The 20,687-nt window shown below is 71.9% G+C and carries 20 protein-coding genes and 1 other RNA gene; 8 read left to right on the forward strand and 13 right to left on the reverse strand.

Annotated features, from left to right (window positions below; genetic code table 11):
* Positions 1–6 precede the first annotated feature (6 nt).
* Entirely contained in the window at positions 7–249 is a 243-nt protein-coding gene (locus tag K8638_RS24515) for a DUF3006 domain-containing protein (protein ID WP_223757029.1), read from the forward strand.
* Positions 250–295: 46 nt separating this feature from the next.
* Here the strand turns inward: K8638_RS24515 and K8638_RS24520 are convergent, their stop codons facing one another.
* Positions 296–1,504 carry an MFS transporter gene (locus K8638_RS24520; protein ID WP_223757030.1) on the reverse strand — a complete coding sequence of 403 codons (1,209 nt, stop codon included), beginning with the start codon at positions 1,502–1,504 and terminating at the stop codon, positions 296–298.
* A gap of 11 nt (positions 1,505–1,515) precedes the next feature.
* Positions 1,516–3,201 (reverse strand): AgmX/PglI C-terminal domain-containing protein, encoded by a 1,686-nt coding sequence (locus K8638_RS24525; protein WP_223757031.1) that lies wholly within the window; start codon positions 3,199–3,201, stop codon positions 1,516–1,518.
* 145 nt (positions 3,202–3,346) lie between these two features.
* On the opposite strand from K8638_RS24525, the gene K8638_RS24530 reads away from it, so the two are divergent.
* Positions 3,347–3,637: an FYDLN acid domain-containing protein gene (locus K8638_RS24530; protein ID WP_223757032.1), complete on the forward strand. Its 291-nt coding sequence runs from the start codon at positions 3,347–3,349 to the stop codon at positions 3,635–3,637.
* 155 nt (positions 3,638–3,792) lie between these two features.
* On the opposite strand, the gene K8638_RS24535 is transcribed toward K8638_RS24530, so the two are convergent.
* Positions 3,793–3,957 (reverse strand): hypothetical protein, encoded by a 165-nt coding sequence (locus K8638_RS24535; protein ID WP_223757033.1) that lies wholly within the window; start codon positions 3,955–3,957, stop codon positions 3,793–3,795.
* 184 nt (positions 3,958–4,141) lie between these two features.
* Positions 4,142–4,810, reverse strand: a complete 669-nt coding sequence (locus K8638_RS24540) for a hypothetical protein (protein ID WP_223757034.1) — start codon at positions 4,808–4,810, stop codon at positions 4,142–4,144.
* Between the two features lie 279 nt (positions 4,811–5,089).
* Between K8638_RS24540 and K8638_RS24545 the strand changes: the two genes are divergently transcribed.
* The 3 genes from K8638_RS24545 to rnpB all read left to right on the forward strand — a co-directional run bounded on the left by K8638_RS24545 (position 5,090) and on the right by rnpB (position 6,605).
* Entirely contained in the window at positions 5,090–5,821 is a 732-nt protein-coding gene (locus K8638_RS24545; RefSeq protein ID WP_223757035.1) for a zinc ribbon domain-containing protein, read from the forward strand.
* A 21-nt stretch (positions 5,822–5,842) separates the two neighbouring features.
* Entirely contained in the window at positions 5,843–6,130 is a 288-nt protein-coding gene (locus K8638_RS24550) for a hypothetical protein (protein WP_223757036.1), read from the forward strand.
* A gap of 77 nt (positions 6,131–6,207) precedes the next feature.
* Positions 6,208–6,605: RNase P RNA component class A (gene rnpB, locus K8638_RS24555), an RNA gene on the forward strand.
* A gap of 22 nt (positions 6,606–6,627) precedes the next feature.
* Here rnpB and K8638_RS24560 read toward each other — a convergent pair.
* Positions 6,628–7,185, reverse strand: coding sequence for a hypothetical protein (locus tag K8638_RS24560; RefSeq protein ID WP_223757037.1), 558 nt, complete (start codon positions 7,183–7,185; stop codon positions 6,628–6,630).
* A 69-nt stretch (positions 7,186–7,254) separates the two neighbouring features.
* On the opposite strand from K8638_RS24560, the gene ftsY reads away from it, so the two are divergent.
* On the forward strand, positions 7,255–8,823 hold the full coding sequence (gene ftsY / locus K8638_RS24565) for a signal recognition particle-docking protein FtsY (protein WP_223757038.1): 1,569 nt from the start codon (positions 7,255–7,257) through the stop codon (positions 8,821–8,823).
* Positions 8,824–8,841: 18 nt separating this feature from the next.
* Here ftsY and K8638_RS24570 read toward each other — a convergent pair whose 3' ends face one another.
* Positions 8,842–10,650 (reverse strand): M1 family aminopeptidase, encoded by a 1,809-nt coding sequence (locus K8638_RS24570; protein ID WP_223757039.1) that lies wholly within the window; start codon positions 10,648–10,650, stop codon positions 8,842–8,844.
* Between the two features lie 53 nt (positions 10,651–10,703).
* Here K8638_RS24570 and K8638_RS24575 point away from each other — a divergent pair, with 53 nt between their 5' ends.
* Positions 10,704–11,300 (forward strand): hypothetical protein, encoded by a 597-nt coding sequence (locus tag K8638_RS24575; protein WP_223757040.1) that lies wholly within the window; start codon positions 10,704–10,706, stop codon positions 11,298–11,300.
* Positions 11,301–11,351: 51 nt separating this feature from the next.
* Here K8638_RS24575 and K8638_RS24580 read toward each other — a convergent pair whose 3' ends face one another.
* Entirely contained in the window at positions 11,352–12,455 is a 1,104-nt protein-coding gene (locus K8638_RS24580; protein ID WP_223757041.1) for a PEGA domain-containing protein, read from the reverse strand.
* An 83-nt stretch (positions 12,456–12,538) separates the two neighbouring features.
* Between K8638_RS24580 and K8638_RS24585 the strand changes: the two genes are divergently transcribed.
* Positions 12,539–13,063 carry a hypothetical protein gene (locus K8638_RS24585; RefSeq protein ID WP_223757042.1) on the forward strand — a complete coding sequence of 175 codons (525 nt, stop codon included), beginning with the start codon at positions 12,539–12,541 and terminating at the stop codon, positions 13,061–13,063.
* 63 nt (positions 13,064–13,126) lie between these two features.
* Here K8638_RS24585 and K8638_RS24590 read toward each other — a convergent pair whose 3' ends face one another.
* The 6 genes from K8638_RS24590 to K8638_RS24615 form a co-directional block, all read right to left on the reverse strand.
* Complete coding sequence (locus tag K8638_RS24590; protein WP_223757043.1) at positions 13,127–14,656, reverse strand: cellulose synthase family protein; 1,530 nt, start codon at positions 14,654–14,656, stop codon at positions 13,127–13,129.
* Between the two features lie 324 nt (positions 14,657–14,980).
* The gene (locus K8638_RS24595) at positions 14,981–15,961 is read right to left on the reverse strand and encodes a D-alanine--D-alanine ligase (RefSeq protein ID WP_223757044.1); all 981 of its coding nucleotides are present in this window, start codon (positions 15,959–15,961) and stop codon (positions 14,981–14,983) included.
* 219 nt (positions 15,962–16,180) lie between these two features.
* A complete protein-coding gene (locus tag K8638_RS24600) occupies positions 16,181–16,420 on the reverse strand; it encodes a hypothetical protein (protein ID WP_223757045.1) in 240 nt (79 codons plus the stop codon).
* Between the two features lie 2 nt (positions 16,421–16,422).
* Positions 16,423–18,240 carry a PEGA domain-containing protein gene (locus K8638_RS24605; RefSeq protein ID WP_370644105.1) on the reverse strand — a complete coding sequence of 606 codons (1,818 nt, stop codon included), beginning with the start codon at positions 18,238–18,240 and terminating at the stop codon, positions 16,423–16,425.
* An 84-nt stretch (positions 18,241–18,324) separates the two neighbouring features.
* Positions 18,325–19,707: a S41 family peptidase gene (locus K8638_RS24610; protein WP_223757047.1), complete on the reverse strand. Its 1,383-nt coding sequence runs from the start codon at positions 19,705–19,707 to the stop codon at positions 18,325–18,327.
* 66 nt (positions 19,708–19,773) lie between these two features.
* The gene (locus K8638_RS24615) at positions 19,774–20,634 is read right to left on the reverse strand and encodes an alpha/beta fold hydrolase (protein ID WP_223757048.1); all 861 of its coding nucleotides are present in this window, start codon (positions 20,632–20,634) and stop codon (positions 19,774–19,776) included.
* Positions 20,635–20,687 lie beyond the last annotated feature (53 nt).

Here is a 20,687-nt window from a genome sequence, read left to right on the forward strand (position 1 = left end):
CCCTCCATGACAAGGGCCACGCTGGACCGCATCGAAGACGACGTCGCCGTGCTCGTGGTGGAGGGCCGGCAGGTGACGCGCCCGCTCCGCGACCTCCCCGAGGGCGTGCAAGAGGGCGACGTGCTGGACCTGGACACGCTGGAAGTGGACCGCGAGGCCACCGAGGCGCTGCGCGCCCAGGTGCGCGAGGCGCGCCAGCGCGCAAAGCGCGGCAAGAAGCCGCCTCCGTCCGGCGACTTCGACCTGTAGACCTGGAGCCCCGTGGAGCCCGGGCGGGCCGGGCCCGCGTGGCCCGCTACGCCGTGGGCGCCGGCCCGGGAGCGCGGGCCCGGGGCAGCAGCACCCCCAGCAGCACCGCGCTCACGGCCGCCAGCAGGCCCGCGGCAAGGAAGGCCTGGCGGCTGCCCCACACCGTCCACAGCGCTCCGAACAACAGGCCCGCCGCCAGCGACGCACCACCGGTGAGCCCGTTGTAGAGGCCGAAGGCCCGCCCGCGCGCGGCGGCCGGCACCAGCGACGTGAGCAGCGACTTCTCCGCCCCTTCCGCCAGCGCGTGGTACAGCCCGTAGAAGGCCATGACGGCCAGCGTGCCGGGCACGCCGCGCACGAAGGACAGTGCCACGTAGCTGAGCGCGTACAGCCCCCAGCCCGCCAGCACCACGCGCGAGGCGCCCAGCCGGTCCGCCAGCCAGCCGGCCGGGTACGAGACGCCCGCCTTCACCACGTGCAGCAGCAGCCACGCCATGGGCAGCAGCGCCGGCGGCGCGCCCTCCTCGGTGAGCTTCAGCAGGAGGAAGGCGTCCGTGGAGTTGGCCACGCCGAAGAGCACCACCGGCACCAGGTAGTACGCCAGCCGCCGGGGCACCGGCGCATCGCCCTGCCCCCGGGCCACCGGCTCGCGCGCGGGCTCCGGCACCACCAGGATGCAGAGCACCGCGAGGAAGCCCGGCACCGCCGCCGCGAGGAACACCTGCTCCGCGCCCAGGCCCAGCGCCACCAGCCCCATGGCCACCAGCGCGCCCACCGCCGCGCCCGCATGGTCCATGCCCCGGTGGAAGCCGAAGGCGCGCCCCCGAGCCCCCTCCGCTACCGAGTGCGCGATGATGGCGTCACGCGGGCTGCTGCGCACGCCCTTGCCCACCCGGTCCAGGGAGCGGATGAGGAGCGGCTGCCACGGCAGGGTGACGAAGGCCATCATCGGCCGCGCCAGCGAGGACACGCCGTAGCCCATCAGCACCAGCGGCTTGAGCCTGCGCGCCCGGTCCGCCCACACACCGGAGCGGTACTTGAGGAGCGCCGACACCAGGTCCGCCAGCCCCTCCATGCCGCCCAGCAACAGCGGCGCGGCGGGGAAGCGCGCCGCCAGGAAGGCGGGCAGCAGCGGGAAGATCATCTCGCTGCTCACGTCCGTCAGCAGCGACACCAACCCCAGCAACACCACCGCACGGGGCAGGCGGCCGCTGGGGGCCTGCCCCGGAACCGCGCCCGTCTCCGGAGTGCTCACGATGACGGGGGCTACATCGTCCCGGAGAGGACGAGCGGAATCTCGAGGTCCACGTCCTCACCGGAGAAGGCGGAGAAGACCATGTTCTTCGCGCGGTCGCGGATGCACGTGCCCACCGCGGAGCGGTTGAGCGCGGGCTTGTCGAGCGTGGCGGCCTTCACCTTGCCGGAGGTGCCCACCGTGGCGGTGAGCGTCACCTTGCCCACGCGGAAGGACGGATTCTTCCGCAGCTCGTTCTCCACGCAGGAGCGGAACGCCTCCTGGGCCTTGTCCACCACCCGCTCCACCTCCTCGTCGGAGGGGCCACCCACCTCTTCCGAGTCCGTCGCGGCCACTTCCGCGTCCTTGCGCACCTCGGGGGCCGCGTCCTTCTTGTCCGCGTCCCCATAGACTGCCTGGAGCTGCTCCGCGGACGGGGGCGGCGTCGTGGCGCCCGTCTCCGCGCCGGCGCCGACGGGGGCCTTCTCCTCGGGGGCGGGCCCCGGTGCCGGAGCGGGAGCCGGCGCGCGCTTCTCGGCGGGCGGAGGACTGGGCGCCACCGGGGCCGGCTGCGAGCGGCCCATCAGCTTGTCGCGCAGCGCGCCCACGCCCTTGGCGGAGAAGACGGTCTCCTCCACCGCGTTGCCCTGGGCGTCCACCGTCTTCACGCGCAGCGGCACCACGCCCAGCGTCTCCGACAGCAGGTACGCGCCACCCAGCGGGATGACGAGCAGCGCCAGGATGAAGACCGCGTACTTCCAGGCGGGGTTGCGCCGCGTCACGCCCGACTTCGCCGCGAAGTGGCGGGTGTCCTCCACGGGCTTGCGCTCGTCGTCGTCCCCACCGCCCAGCGCGGCCAGCGGGTCCTCGTGCTGGGGCCGGCCGTCGTCCTCGTCCCCGCCGCGGTTGCCGGGCAGGTCCAGGTCGGAGAACAGCTCGTTGAGCGGCGCGGCGCTCGCGGCGGGCGCGGGCGCCTGGCCCCGGCGGCCCTGCGCGTTCGAGCGCGGCTCCGGCTCCTCGTAGAAGGTCCGCTCCGGCTCATCCTGCTCCTGCTGCTGCTCCCAGGCTTGCTGCTGCTCCCAGGACGGCTGCTGCTCGGGCGCGGGAGTCGGCTCCGGCTCGGGCATGAAGGGCTGCGGCTCGGGCTCGCGGCGCGCCTGCGCGCCCCGTCCGGAGCGGGCCGGCGCGGGAGGCGGCTCGGCCACCGGCGGAGGGGGCGGCTCGGGCGCGGGCGGCGGCGCGAAGAGGCCCGCCAGCTCGGGAATGTCCGAGCCGCGCTTCCAGTCCGCCATGCCCTGCTGCCAGAAGAAGCTGCGGCCGCTGACGGTGCCGGTGGCCACCATCTCCCGGAGGGCGCCCTCGTCCAGCGGCCCCTCCTGCTTGTTGCGCACCATGGCGAACCAGGGCGAGGCCGTGGGCTTCAGGGGCGCGGCACGCGTGGGCTCATCCTCCCAGGGCGTCTGCGGGGCGGCGGCCGGGGCCCTCGCCACGGGCGCCGCGGCCACGGGCGCCGCGGCCGGCTCCGCCAGGGAGCGCTCCTGGGCACGGATGCGCTCCACGTCCGCGAGGGACACCACGCGGGTGCTCTCCTCCTCGGCCGGTCCTTCGACGGTGATGACGTTCTGGCAGTTCTTGCAGCGGACCTTGACCGTCTTGCCGCGGACCTTTTCGTCCGCAATGGAATACCGCTTCTGGCAATTGTCGCAGGTGAAGTTCAAGGGGAGCGTCCGGCTTCCGGGGGAAAACGCGGGCCGGATGCTACCGCTAGAAATCTCCCGCGCAAACCACCGGTTGACTCCGTTCGACAGCCCAACTATTCAGCCGCCCTCTCTTTGTCTCCACTGGCCTTTCCAAAGGTGGCGAATGCCGGCGAAGGATCTTGGAACGAGGTACGTCTGCTACAAGTGCCAGACGAAGTTCTACGACATGAAGAAGCCGGACCCGCTCTGCCCGAAGTGTGGCGCGGACCAGCGGGAGAGCCCGGCCCTCAAGCCCCAGCCCGAGGGGCGTCGTGGCCGCCTGGCCGCTACCCCGAAGGTCATCGAGCCCATCGAGCCCGAAGAGCCGGTGGCCGCGGGTGAGGAGGAGGAAGAGGAGCTCGAGGGCTTCGAGGACGAGGAAGCCGGCGCCGAGCCGGAGGACGAGGACATCTAGTCCAGGCTTCGAGGCACCCAGGGGCTCCACGGCGCAAGCCGGGAGCCCCTTCGCCTTTCAGGACTCGGCTGTCGCGGTTCACGGGAGGGGCGCGCCCCGGCTTCCCCAGGCATCATGGCCCGGGGGCGGACGCGGCCCCATTACGACGGGACTGCTCAGGTTCCCGAAGCGGGAGCCAGCTCCAGGAGCGCCCGGCGAAGCTGCTCGTACAGGCCGGGCCCCATCTCCTGCATGCCCACAGGCCGCGGAGCCGCCTTCCGGGAGGGCTCCAGGGTGCGCGGGTCGCTGGTCAAGGTCGTCCGCTTCTTCGGCTGCTGCATGACTTGGCCCCCTCTACTGGTGCTCGCCAGCCCTATAGCAATATTTCCACCAGGGCGGAAACGAAATTCAAAAAACGGCTTCTCACACACTTATACGTCGAGCGCCGGAAATATTTCCCGACCCACCCCCCACCCCGCCGCCGGATACGTCCCGGCGGCCCTGGCCCGGTCATTCGAGACGGGCTCACTTCAATTCGGCCACGTCCCAGGTCTGCTCCACCTGGACGCGCTCACCGGCCTTCACATTCACGCGACGTGCCACTTCTGGCAGCCGCTCATGCCAGAGGACCACGGTGTGGGCACCCTCGGGCACCTCCAGGCGGAAGCGGCCGTCGGCGCCGGTGGTGGCGAAGTACGCGTGGTCGAAGGTGCGGACCAGGGAGCGCATCCAGGGGTGGACATCACAGCGGATGGGGACGGCCCCCGGCTCCGCGGGAAGCTGCCGGCGGACGGTCATCCCCTCCAGCGGCATGGCCACGTTGAAGAAGGAGCGGTTGGAGCCGGACGCGGCGCGCACGTTGTGCACCAGCGGATCCGAGTTGCGCAGGACGAGGGTGCCGCCGGCCCGCGCCGCCATGACAGGCGGGTCATAGATGCAGCGCTTCTGGTCCAGCACGGGCTCCGGGCCGGGAGTCCTCGGCGCGGGCAGCGCGGCGCCCTCCTTCAAGGAGACCACCACATGGGCGAGCGAGCCCTCGCCTCCCACGACGAGCGAGCGGTCCTCGGCCTGCTCGCCACACACGGAGACGACGGTGCCGGTGGTGGGCTGCAAGGTGGGCTTCGGCGGCGTGCCGGACAGCCGGATGCGTCCTTCAATGGTGCCCCAACCCGTGGCGGTGGGAGCCGGATTCACGGCAGGAGCCGGAAGTCCAGCGGCAGGTGCCGCCGTGGAGGGGGGCGGAGGGGGCGCGGACTCGCGACAGGCGGGGGTGAGCGCGAGGAGCAGGATTCCAGGAAGAAGTGCACGGAACACGCGCCCGGTCTAACGGGTGCGTGAAGCAGTTTCAAATGCAGCATGGCTGCCAGGGGCCCAGGGGATGACTCATGCCCCATTTGGGCGTTGGACCCCCATCAGCCTTGTTGGTACAAGAGCCCGGCCGTACACGGTGCGGCCCTGTGGGAGGCAGCAACTTTGCGGGAGAAATTGAAAGCGCTGGCGGAGCTGCAGAAGGTGGACCTCGAGGCCGCTGCACTCCGGAAGGCCGCGGACGTTCACCCCCGTCAGATTGCCGAGCTGGAGCGGGAGCTGGGCGTGGCCCGCAGCGCCATCGAGGCCGAGCGGGCGCGGCTCACCGACATGGAGCGCCAGAAGGCGCAGCTCGAGCAGAACATCACGGACGAGAAGGACAAGGTGAAGAAGTGGGAGGCGCGGCTCAGCGAGCAGCGTTCCACCCGCGAGTACTCCGCCCTGGCCCGTGAAATCGACATCGCCAAGAAGGCGAATCTGACGATGGGCGAGGAGCTGGCGGAGCTGACGAAGCAGCTCGGCGCCGCGCGCGAGGCCATCAAGGCGAAGGAAGCCGAGTACGCCACGAAGCAGCAGGGCCTGTCCGGCCGCATGGCGGAGCTCAAGGGCAAGCTGAGCGAGGCGGAGGCGCAGGTGAAGGAGCTCGAGGGCCGCCGCGCCGGTGTCGCTTCGGGCGTCGACTCCACCCTGCTCCGCCGCTACGAGACGGTGCGCAAGAAGAAGCTGCCCGCGCTGGTCGGCGTGGTGGCCGGCACCTGCCAGGGCTGCAACATGAACGTGCCGCCGCAGCTCTACAACCAGCTGCGCACGTCGCTCGGCACGGACGTGTGCCCGTCCTGCCACCGCATCATCTTTGCGGTGGAGGCCCTTCAGGAAGCGCCCGCGGCGGCGAAGTAGCCCCATCCCTCCGCCGCCGTCATGCCCGCGCCGTCCATCGTCGACATCCTCCGCCACATCGCGCGTGAGGAGCCGCTGCCGGCGACGGTGCGGGCCTTCCGGTGCCTCACCCGGGAGCACCTCGGGCAGCTCCTCGAGGAGGCCGCCAGCCGCCTGGAGGGCGGCCCGGCACCAGGTCCCCGCTCGGAGGCTTCGCCGGAGTGCGCTCCGGAGGACGCCTCGCGGGACGCCGCCACGGAGTCCCCCGAGGAGGAGGGCCCGCCTGCCTCCGAGGGCCGCGCGCGCAAGGCGCCGAAGCGGACGCGCTGAGCCCTCGCCCAGCGAGAGCGCCCCTCATGGCCATGGAGTGGACCCGGGCCGTCCGCCTGTTGTAAGGGCACGGTGCCGGAGTGGCCCGGGTGAACGCCGGCCACCGCAGTCATGGGTGGCGGGAGGAAAGTCCGGGCTCCGTAGGGCAGGGTGCTGGCTAACGGCCAGTCGAGGCGACTCGCAGGAAAGTGCCACAGAAAACAAACCGCCCGTTCCGAAAGGGGCGGGTAAGGGTGAAACGGTGCGGTAAGAGCGCACCGCGTCCGGGGTGACTCGGACGGCACGGTAAACCCCACCTGGAGCAAGAGCCAATAGGAGCGCGTCCTCCGCCGTACGGGGGGACAGGGATGGCCCGTCCCAGGCGTTCGGGTTGCTCGCTGATGAGGCTCCTGGGCAACCAGGACCCTAGATGAATGTTCACCGCCCACCTCGAAAGGGGTGGGGACAGAACCCGGCTTACAGGGCCACTCCGGCGTTTTTCTCCCTGTACCCGACTCTCAGCGCGCCACGGGCACCTGCGCCAGGAAGACGCGGTCCCTCCCGTCGTTGCGCACCGCCTGCGGGTTGGTCAGCCGCAGGCGCGAGTCCGTGCGCGGCTCCCACAGGCCCAGCCAGATGTTGAGCGCCCGCGCCGGCGCTCCGGGCGGCAGGTAGAGGGTGAACTCGTCCTTCACCGTCTCACCGGGACGCCACTTCGACGTGGGGTACAGGCCGCCCGCGGGCTGGTGGTCCACGTTCATCCGGTCCATGCGGCCGTCGACGTCCTCCACGTGGACGAAGACGAGGTAGTCGTCCTCCAGGGGCTGGAGCACCTTGAAGTAGACCGTCACCTTCGCCTGCTCCCCGGGCGTCAGGCGGCCTGGCTGCACGGTGGCGCCGACCAGCTCCACCTTCCCTCCCAGGTTGGCGCCGTTGCGCACGGACAGGGGGGGCACCTGGGAGACGGTGGCCGCGCGCCGCTCCTCGGGACTGGCGCCGCCGGGGGCCTCGACGATGCAGGCACTGCCCAGCAGGAGGAGCGACGAAAGCAGGACAGAGGAGGGCTTGAGGCGCATGGCTCGCGTTTTCTACCCGGCCACGGCCGCTGCATCCACTTGCGTGTTGGTGTATGCGGAGCCGCGCCCATGAAGACCCCCAACGCCCTTGACGCCCTGACCGCGCAGGTGCCGCCCGCCCCCTCCCCCGCCCCCACGCCGGGCGGAGGAACGACGCAGCCGGACACCGGTGTGCCCCCCTCGGAGGGCTTCCCCATTGGCGACGCGGTGGGGATTGGCGCCGCGGGCCTCTTCGTCCTCCTCATGGTGCTGGCCGCCCGGAAGCTGTTCTTCCGCAAGCGCGCGCCCGAGGTGAAGAAGAAGGTCCCGCCCCCCGAGGAGAAGGAGAAGCCCGCCCTGCCGGCGGAGCAGCCCCGGATTCGCGTGGAGCTGCCGCCCTCGGAGGCGGAGGCCGCCCGGCTGCGCGAGGTGGAGGAGGCGCACTCGCGCGTGGAGGCCCTGGCCCGCCAGCGCGACGAGGCCGCCCGTGCCGCCCGCGCCACCACGGACGCCGCCGAGCGCGCCCGGCTGGAGGCGGAGGCCCGCGCCCTCAAGGAGCGCGAGGAAGAGGAGAAGCGCGCCGAGTACCGCGCGAAGAAGGCCGCGGACGACGAGGCCCGGGAGCGGCGCAAGCGCGAGCAGGCCGAGGCGCAGCGGCTCCTGGAGGAGGAGCGCGCCCGCGAGGCCGCCGCCGCCGAGGAGGCCCGCCGCGCCGAGGAGGCCGCCGCCCGCGCCAAGGTGGAGGCCGAGGCCGGCCGCACCCTGGCCCAGGGCCTGGACAAGACGAAGAGCCAGGGCTTCATGGCCCGGCTCAACGGCCTGTTCGGCCAGCAGCGCCAGGTGGACGAGTCCGTGCTGGCGGAGCTGGAGGAAATCCTCTTCACGGCGGACATCGGCGTGCGCACCGCGAACCACCTGGTGGAGGTGGCGCGCGAGAAGCTCAAGCGCAACGAACTGAAGGACCCGGAGCGCATCAAGGCCCTCATCCGCGACGAGGTGGCCCGCATCGTCGACCTGCCGGTGCCGCGCACGCTGGAGGGAGGCGGCCCTCCGCACGTCGTCATGGTGGTGGGCGTCAACGGCGCCGGGAAGACGACGACCATCGGCAAGCTGGCGGCGCAGCTCACCGGCCAGGGGAAGAAGGTGGTGCTCGCGGCGGGAGATACGTTCCGCGCCGCGGCCACCGAGCAGCTCGACGTGTGGGCGGACCGCGCGAAGGCCTCACTGGTGAAGGGCGCCGAGGGTGGAGACCCGGGCTCCGTGGTCTTCGAGGCGGTGAAGAAGGCGCAGGGCGAGGGCGCGGAGGTCGTCATCGCGGACACCGCGGGCCGGCTCCACACCAAGGCGCCGCTCATGGAGGAGCTGAAGAAGGTCAAGCGCGTCATGGACAAGGCCCTGCCCGGCGCGCCGCACGAGGTGCTGCTGGTGCTGGACTCCACCAACGGCCAGAACGCGATTCAGCAGGCCAAGCAGTTCCATGAGGCGGTGGGCGTCACCGCCATTGCCCTGACGAAGCTGGACGGCACCGCGAAGGGCGGCGTCATCATCGGCATCTGCGACGAGCTGAAGCTGCCCGTCGTCTGGGTGGGCGTGGGCGAGAAGATCGCCGACCTGCGCCGCTTCGAGCCTCGCGAGTTCGTGCAGGCGCTGTTCGACTGAGAGCCACCCGGCCGGGGCTCACTGCCCCAGCAGCCCCGGCATCAGCTCCTCCAGCAGCTTCTTCGTCTCCGGGTCCATCCCGAGCTGCAGGTCCTTCACGTCACCCAGGTCCCCCAGGCCCTGGGCGCCCAACAGCGAGCCCAGGTCGGCCTTGCCCAGGTCCGCGTCGCCGTGGGCTTCCCGCCACCAGCGCACGCGCAGGGCCTCCAGCTTCTTCGCCTGGCCCGGGCTCGCCTTCGCCAGCTCGCGCGTCAGGCAGTCCCCGCATGCCCACTTGAAGCGGTACGTGTCCACGTAGGAGCGCAGCGCCTGGAAGAAGGCCACGTCTCCCACGAGCTGCCGCGAGGCATGGTGCAGCAGCGGCGCCTTGCCGTACACGAGCGCCCCGTACTCGAACTCGTCCGCGAAGTCGCCCGTGGGCCGGTCCGCCCGGCCGTCCTTCCCGCCGGACATGCGGTACAGCTGGTACGACGCCACCAGCGCCTCCTTCCGCTGCGCGTCCGCCGCCGCCTTGCCGTGCCGCCACTCGACGTAGAGGAGCGCGGCGTACTGGGCCAGCGACTCGTCCACGACGGGCGAGTTGATGGGGTCCGAGCCCACGAGGCTGGCGAAGTACTGGTGCGCCACCTCGTGCGCCACCGTGAACTCCAGCGTGCGCTCCAGCACCTCGCCCAGGTGCGCCAGGGCCCCGTTGCCGCCCTGCCCCATCAGCGCCAGCAACTCCTCCATGCCCTCCATGCCGGACAGGGCGGACAGCGCCTCGGACGGCTCCGCCGAGCCGCGATAGAGCGACGTGGCCACCGTGATGAGCCCGGGGAACTCCATGCCGCCCGCGCCGCCGGACAAGGGCGCCTCCACCACGCGGAAGTGGGTGTAGGGCAGCGGTCCCAGCCGCCGCTCGAACTCCGCCAGCGCCCACGAGGCGTACTGCAGGACGCGCTGCCCCGCGGCCTTGTTCCGTGCCGCGTAGTGGCTCTCCACCGTGACGCCGCCCACGGTGGTGGTGGAACGCTCGTACCCCTTCGAGACCAGGATGGGAAAGTCACGCACCGCCCCCGCGGCGAAAGCGAAGCGCACGCGCCCGTCCCGCTCCGGCACCTCGCCCATGGGGGCACCGGTGGCATGCACCGTCCAGCCCGAGGGCACGCTGACGGTGGCCAGCACGTGTGACGGCTCGTACAGCGCCAGGTCGCCAATGCCCTGAGGCCCGTCCCAGGGCCGGCCCACCGCGTCCATTGGCGGCACCTGGGGCACCACGCCCACGAGGCTGACGAAGTCCTCCGTGGCGGAGAACGCCCCGTGGTCCCCGCCGCCCCCGCGCTGGCCTCCGCCCAGCAGGCCCGCGAGCATCCCTCCGCCCTTCTCCGCCTTCGGCACGGTGGCCCTCACCGCCACCTCCAGCGCCGCCGTCGCGCCCGCGGGCACGGGCTCCTCCAGTTGCACGCGGTACAGCGTGGGCTCCGGCTGCGCCAGCGTCACGGGCTTGCCGCCGAGCTTCGCCTCCGACAGCGTCACGCGCCGCCCCTGCATGTTGGGCGTCAGCCGCAGGTACAGCTCCGTCAGCGGCCGGCCCCGGGCCACCACCTCCACCTGCACCCGGCCCTTCACCTCGCGCGCGGCCGGGTCCACGTCGAGCTGCACCCGGTAGCGCGGCAGCTCCGCGAGGGGCCCCAGCGCCTTCGCCGCCCGCTCTCGCTCGGAGGGCTTGAGGTACTGGAGGCACAGCTGGACCTCGGGAGACACCGCCGGGGCCGGAGGCGCGCTGCTCCACGCCGGAGCCCCCGAAAGCACACACCACAGCAGGCACCCGCGCAGGAAGGTCCGCATGGGGCCATGCTAATTGACCCGGTCCACCACTGCTCGTCTACCCTGGGACGTGCATGCACTCTCGAACGCTCGTCCTCGCCGCCGCATGGGGGCTGGTGGCCTGTGCGCGACAACAGGTCCCCCCTTCCACCTCCCCCGCCGCCTCCTCGGAGCCCCGCGCCGTGCGGCTCCTACTGGACACCCCCGCGCAGGAGACGGAGATGCTCGAGAAGCTGCGCGAGGACGTGGAGATAGACGCCTCCGAGGGAGAGCGCACGCCTCGCGTCGTCACCACCGGCCAGACGCCCGTGCTGCGGCTGGGCGGAAACCGGGCACGCCTCTACGGGGACGCCCGGGCCACGCTCGGCATCTCCGTGGACAACTTCCTGCTGCTGGAGGTGCTGGACGCGGGCGGGAAGGTGGTGCGGCGCGCCGTGGTGGGCTTCACCGAGGGCGTCCACATGGGCAAGGAGCAGGTGGACAGCCTGGGGCGCCGCGCCTTCAACTTCGAGCCGGGCGAGGTGGACCTCACCGCCCTGCTGCCCGAGTCCGAGCCCTTCCAGGTGCGCGCCACCGCGCTGGACTACTGGGGCGTGGGCCGGGTGAGCGACGTGTACCTCGTGCTCGCCCCCGACTCCCGCCCCTCCGAGGACGACCTGCGCGGCCAGTGAGCCGCGCGCCTCCGCCCGCCCTGTGTGCAGGCCGGGCGAGGCACGGTTGCATCAGAAGCGCAGGGCGCCTGCCGGGACGCTGAAGACGCTTCCGCCGCTCTTCCGCGCACCGCCGCGCACCGGGCGCACCGCGCCGAAGCCCAGCGTGGCGTCACAACCACCGTCTCCGCAGACCTCGGCCGGCGTCAGCGGGTCGGCGCCGCCGCTCCGCGTGGCCATCACCGCGCCGACCGTGCCCGCGGCCACCACCGCGCCCACGCCGGCCCACACGTACCAGCGGCCGTACCACGGCTTGCCGGAGCTCACCTCCGCGTCCGGGCCCGTCTGGTCGAGCGCCGACACGCCCGGCGACGTCTCCGCCGGAAGGGCCGGCTCCAGCACGGTCTTCCTCGGCACGTCCTCCGCGCTGGCCACCGTCGTCGTGTCCACCAGCGGCCGCAGCCTGCCCTCGACGACGTACGGCCGGCCCGCGAACACGGTGATGTTGTGCACGTCGGGCTTGAAGCCGGGGGCGCGGAACTCGATTTCACGCGAGCCCGGCTTGAGCAGCACGTTGCCCTGGGGCACCGGGCCCAGCTCCGCGCCGTCCACCAGCACCACGGCCTCGGGCACGTCCGCGTTCAGCGTGGCGAAGCCCATGGTGGCGTCCAGCGACACCGCCACCTCCGTCTGCTCGCCCGGCTTCACGTCGATGCGCTTCGAGTACTCCGCGTAGCCCGGCTTGCGGACCACCAGCACGTGCTCACCCGGGGACACCTCCATGGGGATGGGGGCGGCACTGAGCGTGCCGGAGTCCTTGCCGTCCACCTGCAGCCTCGCGCCGCGCACGCCGCCGGTGATGCGCACCACCAACTCCGTCTTCATGGGCGCCAGCGGGGCCAGCAGGTCGTCCTCGGCCTCCGGCTCCACGGGCTTCTTCCCCGCCTTGCCCCGGGCCGTCTTCGTCCGCGACGGCTTCGTGGGCTTCTTGGTGACCTTCGCGGGCTTCTCGCGCGCGGGCTTCTTCTTCACCACCTTGGTCTTCCCGCTCTTCGAGCGGGACGATTTCGTCTGCGGGGTGAGGGGGGCGAGGAGGTCATCGTCCTGCGCGAGGGCGGAGGACGGCGCCGCCATGACGGTCACCAGGGCGAAAAGGACGATGCGGTGGAAGCTCATGACGAACCGAAGGTTAGAGAGTCATCCGAGGGAGATCAAACACAGTCCCCCTGACGTTGACGTTGGGCGAATATCCGGGACCCATGCACCGAGTCCTGACACCCCTGGCCCTCGGCCTCAGTGTTCTCTCCCTCACGGCGTGCCCCGCCAAGATGCCCCCCAAGACGGAGGCCCAACCCCCACCTCCACCTCCCATCCGCGTCCCACCCGGCTGTGAGAGCAGCCAGGCAGGCGAGTACCACCACGCGGAGAATCCTGCTTTCCGGTACTACGGCGAGGATGACGGCGGCACGCTTTCACTCGCCGTGGTGCGCGCCCGTCCGGACGGTGGCACCGAGCCCCCGGACGCGGGCGCCACCTCCATCGTCCTCCAGCGAACGCCCCAGGGCTTCGTGGGCGAGACGCGCGCCACGGGCTTCACCGGGAGCGGCGTGCCCTGCCCCGTCGTCTTCCCCACCGAGGTGGTGACGTGCGCCGACGCCGGCCTCACGCTGCGCGCGGCGGCCAGCACCTCCATCGACGAGGGCTGCCGCACCGCCCCGTCCGGCGCACCCGCCGTGCGGCTGCAGCAGGTGCTGCTGCGCGGGGCACCGGACGCGGGGCCCTGAAAACGAAGAGGGGTGAGGCCCGCGGAAGGCCTCACCCCCATGACTGCCCGGCCGGAGCGTGGCTCAGGCCGCGCGGCGCGGCTGCTCCCCGGTGGCGTTCACCGAGGGCGTGGACTCCGACAGCTTGAGGCGGCCGGACAGGCCCAGACCCTGGAGCAGGCTGGACACGCCCACGTACAGGAAGCCCGCCTGGAACAGGACGATGAAGGGCACCGACGTGTAGATGCGCGCGTCGATGGCGAACCACAGCGCGCCCGTGAAGTAGGCCGCGAAGAGCAGCTCCACCACCGGCATCAGCGTCTTGCTGCCGCGGTACGTCTTCTTCACCGCGACGACCTTCTTGCCCTCGGCGCCCGTCTTCGGCGTGCGCGCGAAGCCCGACTGTTGGTTGAGCAGCGCCTCCGCCACCGCCTTCGCGTTGTTGATGGCCAGGCCGATGCCCAGGCTCATCAGGAAGGGCAGGTACTTCACCCGCGCCCACCCCTTCACGCCCATCTCCCGCTGCGCGGCCACGTAGAACACGCAGACGCTGGCGGTGGCGGTGATGAAGAAGGGCAGGTCCAGGAAGAGCGTGCCGTACAGGCCGTGCTGGAAGCGCACCACCATGCTGATGGGCATCAGCACGGACAGGAGCACCATCAGCAGGTAGGCCATGTTGTTGGTGAGATGGAAGAAGGCCTCCCGCTTCACCGCCAGGGGCAGGTCGCTCTTGAGGATGGTGGGCAGCAGCTTCTTCGCCGTCTGGATGGAGCCCTTCGCCCAGCGGTGCTGCTGGCTCTTGAAGGCGTTCATGTCCACCGGCACCTCGGCCGGGGAGATGACCTCGGGCAGGAAGACGAACCGCCAGCCCTTGAGCTGGGCGCGGTAGCTCAGGTCCAGGTCCTCGGTGAGCGTGTCGTGCTGCCAGCCGCCCGCGTCGGAGATGGTGGAGCGGCGCCAGATGCCCGCGGTGCCGTTGAAGTTGAAGAAGCAGCCGGAGCGGTTGCGGGCGGTGTGCTCGATGATGAAGTGCCCGTCCAGGAAGATGCTCTGGGCCTGCGTCAGGATGGAGAAGTCACGGTTGAGGTGGCCCCAGCGCACCTGCACCATGCCCACCTTGTCGTCCGAGAAGAACGGCACCGTGCGCAGCAGGAAGTCCGGGCTGGGCACGAAGTCCGCGTCGAACACCGCGACGTACTCGCCGCGCGCCAGCTTCAGGCCGTTCTCCAGCGCACCCGCCTTGAAGCCGCTGCGGTTGGTGCGGTGGATGTAGACGATGTCGTGGCCCTTCTGCTTCTGCCGTTCCACACATGCGCGGGCGATGGCGCACGTCTCGTCCGTCGAATCATCGAGGACCTGGATTTCGAGCAGCTCGCGTGGGTAGTCGATGCGGCACACCGACTCCACCAGGCGCTCCACCACGTACATCTCGTTGAAGATGGGGAGCTGGATGGTGACGCGCGGCAGCTCCTTGAGCGCCGCCTTCGGCGTCGGCAGCTTGAACTTGTGCCGGTAGTACAGGAACGCCATCCGGTACCGGTGCGAGCCGTAGACCGCCAGCACGCACAGGACGCTGAAATAGACGCCCAGGAAGATGATCTCGACGGTGGTCATCGGTGACGTTCAGCCCCTCCCGCAACGGCCCCCGTGGCCGGCGGTCCTTACTGGTGCGGCAGCACCGGAACCCCTCTCGCTGACCGCCGCCAGATGGGTCTGGTGAGCCCCCGCTCCGTATGTGCCCGAAAAGACGAGGTTTTAATCTTCCGGGAATGATCGGCGCCGGACAATAGGGATGCGTCAAGGTCGTGTCAAACTATTCCCCGGATTTGAACGTTCCGTTCATCAGGGACTGACACCCCGCGTCACAACCCACGCACGGAGCAGCCGGGCCGGCGCCGGGGCTGAGGCGGCGCCGGTGGGGAGGGCCAACCCGGGGGGTCAGCTCACCGCGCGGCGGGGCTCTGGGGCCGCGGTGGCGGGCGCCACGGCGGGGGCATCGGTGACGCCAGCCTCGTCCCGGGTGGCCAGCGCCAGGACGCGCTCGACGAGCTCGGGGAAGTCCAGGCCGGCCTGGGCGGCAATCTTCGGCATGAGGCTGGTGGGGGTGAAGCCGGGCAGCGTGTTCACCTCCAGGACGACGTCGTTCTCCGTGTCCGAGCACAGCAGGTCCACGCGGGCGTACCCGCGGCAGCCCAGCGCGCGGTACGCGCCCAGCGCCAGCGCCTCCACGTTGGCCACGCGCGTGGCGGACAGGCGGGGCGGAAGGAAGTAGCGCGAGCCGCCCTTGTACTTGGCGTCGTAGTCGAAGCCCTCGCGCGGGGTGGCAATCTCGCAGCTGCCCAGCACCGTGTCGCCGAGGATGCCCACCGTCACCTCGCGGCCGGCCACGAAGCGCTCCACCAGGGCCCCGCCGCCGAAGCGGCACGCCTGGGCCACCGCGGGGGCGAGCGCCTCCGGCTCGCGCACCAGCGCCAGCCCCACCGAGGAGCCGCCGCACGCGGGCTTCACCACGCAGGGGAAGCCCAGGTCTCCGTGCAGCTCCAGCGCGCGCGCCGCGTCCTCGCGGCCCACGCGGTAGCCCAGGGGCGTGGGCAGGTTGTGCAGCCGGAAGAGCTTCTTGGCCATGGGCTTGTTCATCGCCAGCGCCGAGGCCAGCACGCCCGAGCCGGTATACGGCAGCTCCAGCAGCTCCAGCAGGCCCTGCACCCGGCCGTCCTCGCCCATGCGCCCGTGCAGCGCGATGAAGGCCACGTCCAGCTCCGCCGCGCGCAGCGCCCGGTCCAGCCCGGGGCCCGCGAAGATGCGGGTGACGTGGTGGCCGCGGGACTCCAGGGCCGCCACCACGGCCTCTCCCGTCTTGAGCGAAATCTCCCGCTCCTCGCCCCACCCGCCCATCAGCACTCCGACGCGCTTACCCATGTCGATGACGCCTCCTGGACACGGAGGCAGAGCACGGAGGATGCCAAGCACGCCGCGTCCGGGCCGGGCCGGACACGCCGCGTCGGTTTCCCGTCGGAACAAGGGGTTGCGGGGGCACCCGGGCAGGCGGGCGGGCGTGGTCTTCAGGACACGGCGCGGCCCGGGAGACACGGAGCCGGGACTGTGGAAAGCCCCGTCCCCCGCCCCTCCGGCGCGCGCTCAGGAGCCCGCGTCGGTGCCGGCGCCGGCGTCGCCGCCCGTGCCGGCATCAACACCGGCGTCGGACGTGGGAGTGCCGTCGGAGACGCACTTGTCATCCACGCAGGTGTAGCCCGGCAGGCACTGGTCATGGTCGTCGCAGGGCTGCCCCTCCTCGTCGAATTCGAGGAGGAGGCTGCACGCGGACAGGCCCAGGCAGAGGGCCGTGAGGGGAAGGAGGGTACGCAGGGGACGGAGCATGGCTAGTAGTTCCGGAGATCGTCTTCGTCGAGTGCGGGCCGCTTCTTCTTCTCCTCTTCCTCCCGCCGCCGCTCCTCCTCCTCGCGCTTGCGCTTCGCCTCCTCCTCGCGCTTGCGCGCCTCCTCCTCGCGCTTGCGCTGCTCCTCCTGCTCGCGGCGCTGGCGCTCCTCCTCCTCGCGCTGCTTGCGCAGCGCCTCCTCCCGCTGCCGCGCCTCCTCCTGCTTCGTGCGCTTGCTGTCGGACGCGCGCGCGGGGGGGGAAGGCTCACCCCGCGACGGAGGGGTCGAGGACGTGGAGCGCGCCGGAGGCGGCGGCATGGGCAGCGCCTCGCCCTGGGCCTTCGCCGCCTTCGGCGGAGGAGGCATGGGCAGCGCCTCGTGCTTCGTTGGAGGCGGCGGCTCGGCGCTGCTCGCGCGGGCGGGGGCCTTGCCGCCACCGTCGCCACCGGAGAAGGCGAAGTAGCCGCCCAGGCCCGCGGTCGCCAGGCCCACCAGGACGCCGATATCCGCCACCAGCGCGTACGTCTTGCCGGTGTCCTTGATGTCCTGCGCGCGTGCGCTGTTCTGCTCGGCGCGGCGGAAGTCGTCCTCCTTCGCGGAGGCCTCCATGCCGAAGTAGATGCCGCCGGCCAGCATGGCCACGCCCGTGGCCATCATCACGTAGCCCACGGTGCGGCGCGTGGCGCTGCCCGTGGAGAAGTGCGTCACCGGCTTGCCGCCCTGGCGCGGCGCGTCCGCGGACACCAGCCGCGCCAGCAGCTCTCGCGAGCCCGCGTCCATGGCGTCCCCGCGCGGCACCGGCCCCAGCGTGTAGGCCAGGTTGTGCCCGTCCGCCACGTCCAGCCGCAGGGCCGTCACGTCCAGCGGCCCCGCTCCGGCCCCGCCGCGCACCAGCAGCGCCAGCACCTGGGACACTCCCGCCAGCGCGCCCAGCTCGCGCAGGGCCCGGTCCCGCTCCTCGCTCTGCGGCTTGCGGGCCACCGTCTCGGTGAGGACCTGCAAGGGCTTCTGCGACGCCAGGGGCTGAAGGGTGAGCGTGGTGTCGCCCTCGCGCGCCCGGCGCTGCGCCAGCGCGTAGCCCGGCGCCAGCACCGTCACGTAGTGGTCCGCGGGCGTCAGGTCCGTCAGCGCCACCGGCGACACGCCGCGGAACACGCCGTCCACGTACACCTGGGCGGGCACCGGCTCCGTGCGCACGGTCAGCGCCGTGCTCGCGGCGGCCAGCACCGCGGCGCGCTCCTTCTCCACGAAGGCCATCTCGTCCGGCGGGAAGAAGTTGGGCGAGAACTGCGCCCGCGGGTCCACCGCCAGCACCGAGCGGATCTCCAGCTGGGCCGCCGTGTTCTCCCCGTTGGCCACCTGCGAGGCCGCCTTCATCACCCTCGCGCGGCTCAGGTCGCCGAAGCGCAGCGACAGGTCTCCCGCCTCGGACGCCCGCACCGCCTTGTCGAACTGCTGGAGCGCCTGCTGCGTGTCCAGCTCGTCGTAGGCGCGCTGGCCCTCCTTCATCGCGGCGGCGGCCTCGGCGGCCCGCGCCTCGCGCTCACGCCGTCCATTCGCGTCCAGCGCGTCCGCCAGCCGCACCAGGCGCAGCCGGCCGGAGCGCGCCGCCTCCTGCTCCGCGAGGTACGCCAGCCGGAGCGCCTCGGTCCGGGCCGCCGCGTCCAGCGCGATGGCCACCACCGTCACCGTGGACTCGTCCGCGGCCGTGGAGAGGGCCCGGGGCATCAGCTTCGCGGGCAGGGTCGGCTGCGCCGCCGCCGGCCCCACGGCCAGAATGCCCACCAGCCATCCGCACAGGGCCACGTGCAGAGCGCGCATGCTCGAAGGTCGCATCACTCGTTCACCCATTGTCCGCTGCGCATCAAACGGACTGCGCGGCGAAATGCAAGCGGGAATGAGTCATTAGCGACCCGATGCGCGGGCCGGGGCCCGGGCCGGCGCCGAAGCCCTACCGTGGAGGTAGTCGAGGGCGACCTTCAGCGGGTAGTCCTCGAGCTTCGCGGTGACGTCCCAGGGCTTGAGGCCCTCGGGCAGGCCGCGCGGCGCGGGGGCGGGCGTCTCGGTGCCGGCGGTGGGCTCGGCGCGGAAGTGGCGCCGCAGGTCCTTCTCCCGCACCACCTCGCGGGGAACCTTGCCCCCCGGCTCGTCGGGCACGAGGTAGTCCGGGGTGATGCCGCGCTCCTGGATGCTGCGCCCCTTGGGCGTGTAGTAGCGGGCGATGGTCAGCTTCAGGCCCGAGCCGTCCTCCAGCTCGATGACCGTCTGGACGCTGCCCTTGCCGAAGGTGGGCGTGCCCATGATGGCGGCGCGGCCGTGGTCCTGGAGCGCGCCCGCCACGATTTCGGATGCGGAGGCACTGCCCGCGTTGACGAGCACCACCACGGGGTAGTCCTTCTCCGTGTCGCGGTCCTTGCTGCGCTCCTCGGTGGTGTTGCGGCCGTCGCGCCCCCGGGTGGAGACGATGGGCAGGTTGCCCGGCAGGAAGCGGTCGCTCACCGCCACCGCCTGGTCCAGCAGGCCGCCGGGGTTGTTGCGCAAGTCGAGCACCAGCCCGCGCAGCTCCTTGCCGCCGTTGAGGCCGCGCAGCCGGTCCAGCTCCTTGCGCAGGTACAGGTCCGTGCGGTCCTGGAAGTTCTTCACCTTCACGTGGCCGATGCCGCCATACAGCGCGCCCTCCACGGAGATGATGCGGATGTGGTCGCGGATGATGGCGATTTCGCGCGGCGCGCTGAAGCCCTGCCGCATGATGGTGAGCAGCACCCGCCCACCCGCCGGGCCGCGCATCTTCTGCATGGCCCGCCCCACGTCCATGCCCTGCGTGGACTCGCCGTCGATGCCCACCAGCTCGTCGCCCGCCTTGAGGCCCGCGCGCGACGCCGGCGTGTCGTCGATGGCGGCCACCACCACGATGCGGTCCCCCTTGCGCGAGATTTCGATGCCCAGCCCGCCCCACTCGCCCGAGGTGTCTATCTTCATCTCCCGGAACACGTCCGGAGGCATGTAGACGGTGTGCGGGTCCAGCGTCTCCAGCATGCCCTGGATGGCGCCGTGGATGAGCCGCTCCCGGTCCGCCGGCTCCACGTAGTTGTTCTCCACGTAGGAGAGCACCCGGGCGAAGAGCTCGAGCTGGCGGTAGGTGGCGTCGTCGCGCTCGGCCCGCTCCGCGCGGCCGGGAGCCACCGGCGCGCCGGAGCCGGCCTTCGGCTTCTCGTCGGCGGCCACGGGCCCGCTCAACAGGAGGAAGGCGGCCAGCGCCGCGCGCCACGGCTGGGGAAGACGCGTCACGTCGGTACGTCCTTTCACGCAGGGCCCCGTCACGGCCAGGGCCCCTCCCCCACTCTACCCCGGCCCTCAGAGCGCCGCTGTGTCGGCGAAGCGCACCAGGTGCGACACCAGCTCGTCCGGACGCTCGAGCTGCGGCACGTGCCCGAAGCCGTCCACCACGTGCACCTGGGCGTGCGGCGGCAGGTGGTTGCGGTACCACTTCAGCGTCTGCGAGGGGAGCAGCCGCTCGCTGCCGCCCCACAGGAACAGCAGCGGCATGGCCAGGTTGCGGACCTTGTCGGGCTCCAGGCTGGCGCGCGTGGCCAGCGCCTCCGTGGTGAGCGCCCGCACGGTGGGCGTGTCGTAGAAGCGGCGCAGCTCGTAGGCGAACAGCAGCGCGGGCAGCGGGGGCCGGTGGAACAGCCTCCGGGTGAAGGCGCGCGCCTCCGCGGGTGAGCGCACGGTGAAGGAGCTCAGCAGCGCCGTCAGCTCCGCCTCCGGCAGCTCCGCGCCCGCGGGGGCCACCAGTGCCAGCGCGCGCACCCACTGGGGGTACTCCGCCGCCAGCGTCACCGACATGGCCCCGCCCAGCGAGTTGCCCACCACCAGGGCCGGCTCGCCCACCACCTGCTCCACGTAGGCGCGCAGCACGTCGAACTGGTTGCGCACGCAGACCTCGCCCCCGCAGTACTCCAGGGAGAAGCCGTGGCCCGGAAGGTCCGGCGCCACCACGCGCGAGAAGCGCTTCGCCAGCCCGAAGAAGGTGCGCCCGAAGCCGTTGGCCGAGCCGCCCAGCCCATGCACCAGCACCACCGGCGGCCCCTTGCCCTCGCCCTTCAGCGAGTAGTGGTGCAGCGACTGCCCGGCCACATCGACTGTCGACGACTGGACGCCGCGCGCCACCAGCATGCGCCGCATCACCTTCTGCATTCCGCCCATCAAGTCCATGCGCCTGCCTGCTCCTCGCAAGGGATGGGGGGAAGAATAACAAGCCCCGCGAC

Origin of the sequence: Myxococcus sp. RHSTA-1-4 (assembly GCF_020037125.1) — a bacterium.
In the GTDB taxonomy this organism is placed as follows: Bacteria; Myxococcota; Myxococcia; order Myxococcales; family Myxococcaceae; genus Myxococcus.

Coding starts and splice junctions, on each gene's coding strand:
- K8638_RS24550 (WP_223757036.1), top strand. CDS start 5,843: ATGCCCGCGCCGTCCATCGTCGACATCCTCCGCCACATCGCGCGTGAG.
- K8638_RS24585 (WP_223757042.1), top strand. CDS start 12,539: ATGCACCGAGTCCTGACACCCCTGGCCCTCGGCCTCAGTGTTCTCTCC.
- ftsY (WP_223757038.1), top strand. CDS start 7,255: ATGAAGACCCCCAACGCCCTTGACGCCCTGACCGCGCAGGTGCCGCCC.
- K8638_RS24570 (WP_223757039.1), bottom strand. CDS start 10,650: ATGCGGACCTTCCTGCGCGGGTGCCTGCTGTGGTGTGTGCTTTCGGGG.
- K8638_RS24560 (WP_223757037.1), bottom strand. CDS start 7,185: ATGCGCCTCAAGCCCTCCTCTGTCCTGCTTTCGTCGCTCCTCCTGCTG.
- K8638_RS24600 (WP_223757045.1), bottom strand. CDS start 16,420: ATGCTCCGTCCCCTGCGTACCCTCCTTCCCCTCACGGCCCTCTGCCTG.
- K8638_RS24535 (WP_223757033.1), bottom strand. CDS start 3,957: ATGCAGCAGCCGAAGAAGCGGACGACCTTGACCAGCGACCCGCGCACC.
- K8638_RS24515 (WP_223757029.1), top strand. CDS start 7: ATGACAAGGGCCACGCTGGACCGCATCGAAGACGACGTCGCCGTGCTC.
- K8638_RS24580 (WP_223757041.1), bottom strand. CDS start 12,455: ATGAGCTTCCACCGCATCGTCCTTTTCGCCCTGGTGACCGTCATGGCG.
- K8638_RS24575 (WP_223757040.1), top strand. CDS start 10,704: ATGCACTCTCGAACGCTCGTCCTCGCCGCCGCATGGGGGCTGGTGGCC.
- K8638_RS24605 (WP_370644105.1), bottom strand. CDS start 18,240: ATGCGCGCTCTGCACGTGGCCCTGTGCGGATGGCTGGTGGGCATTCTG.
- K8638_RS24615 (WP_223757048.1), bottom strand. CDS start 20,634: ATGGACTTGATGGGCGGAATGCAGAAGGTGATGCGGCGCATGCTGGTG.
- K8638_RS24595 (WP_223757044.1), bottom strand. CDS start 15,961: ATGGGTAAGCGCGTCGGAGTGCTGATGGGCGGGTGGGGCGAGGAGCGG.
- K8638_RS24530 (WP_223757032.1), top strand. CDS start 3,347: ATGCCGGCGAAGGATCTTGGAACGAGGTACGTCTGCTACAAGTGCCAG.
- K8638_RS24590 (WP_223757043.1), bottom strand. CDS start 14,656: ATGACCACCGTCGAGATCATCTTCCTGGGCGTCTATTTCAGCGTCCTG.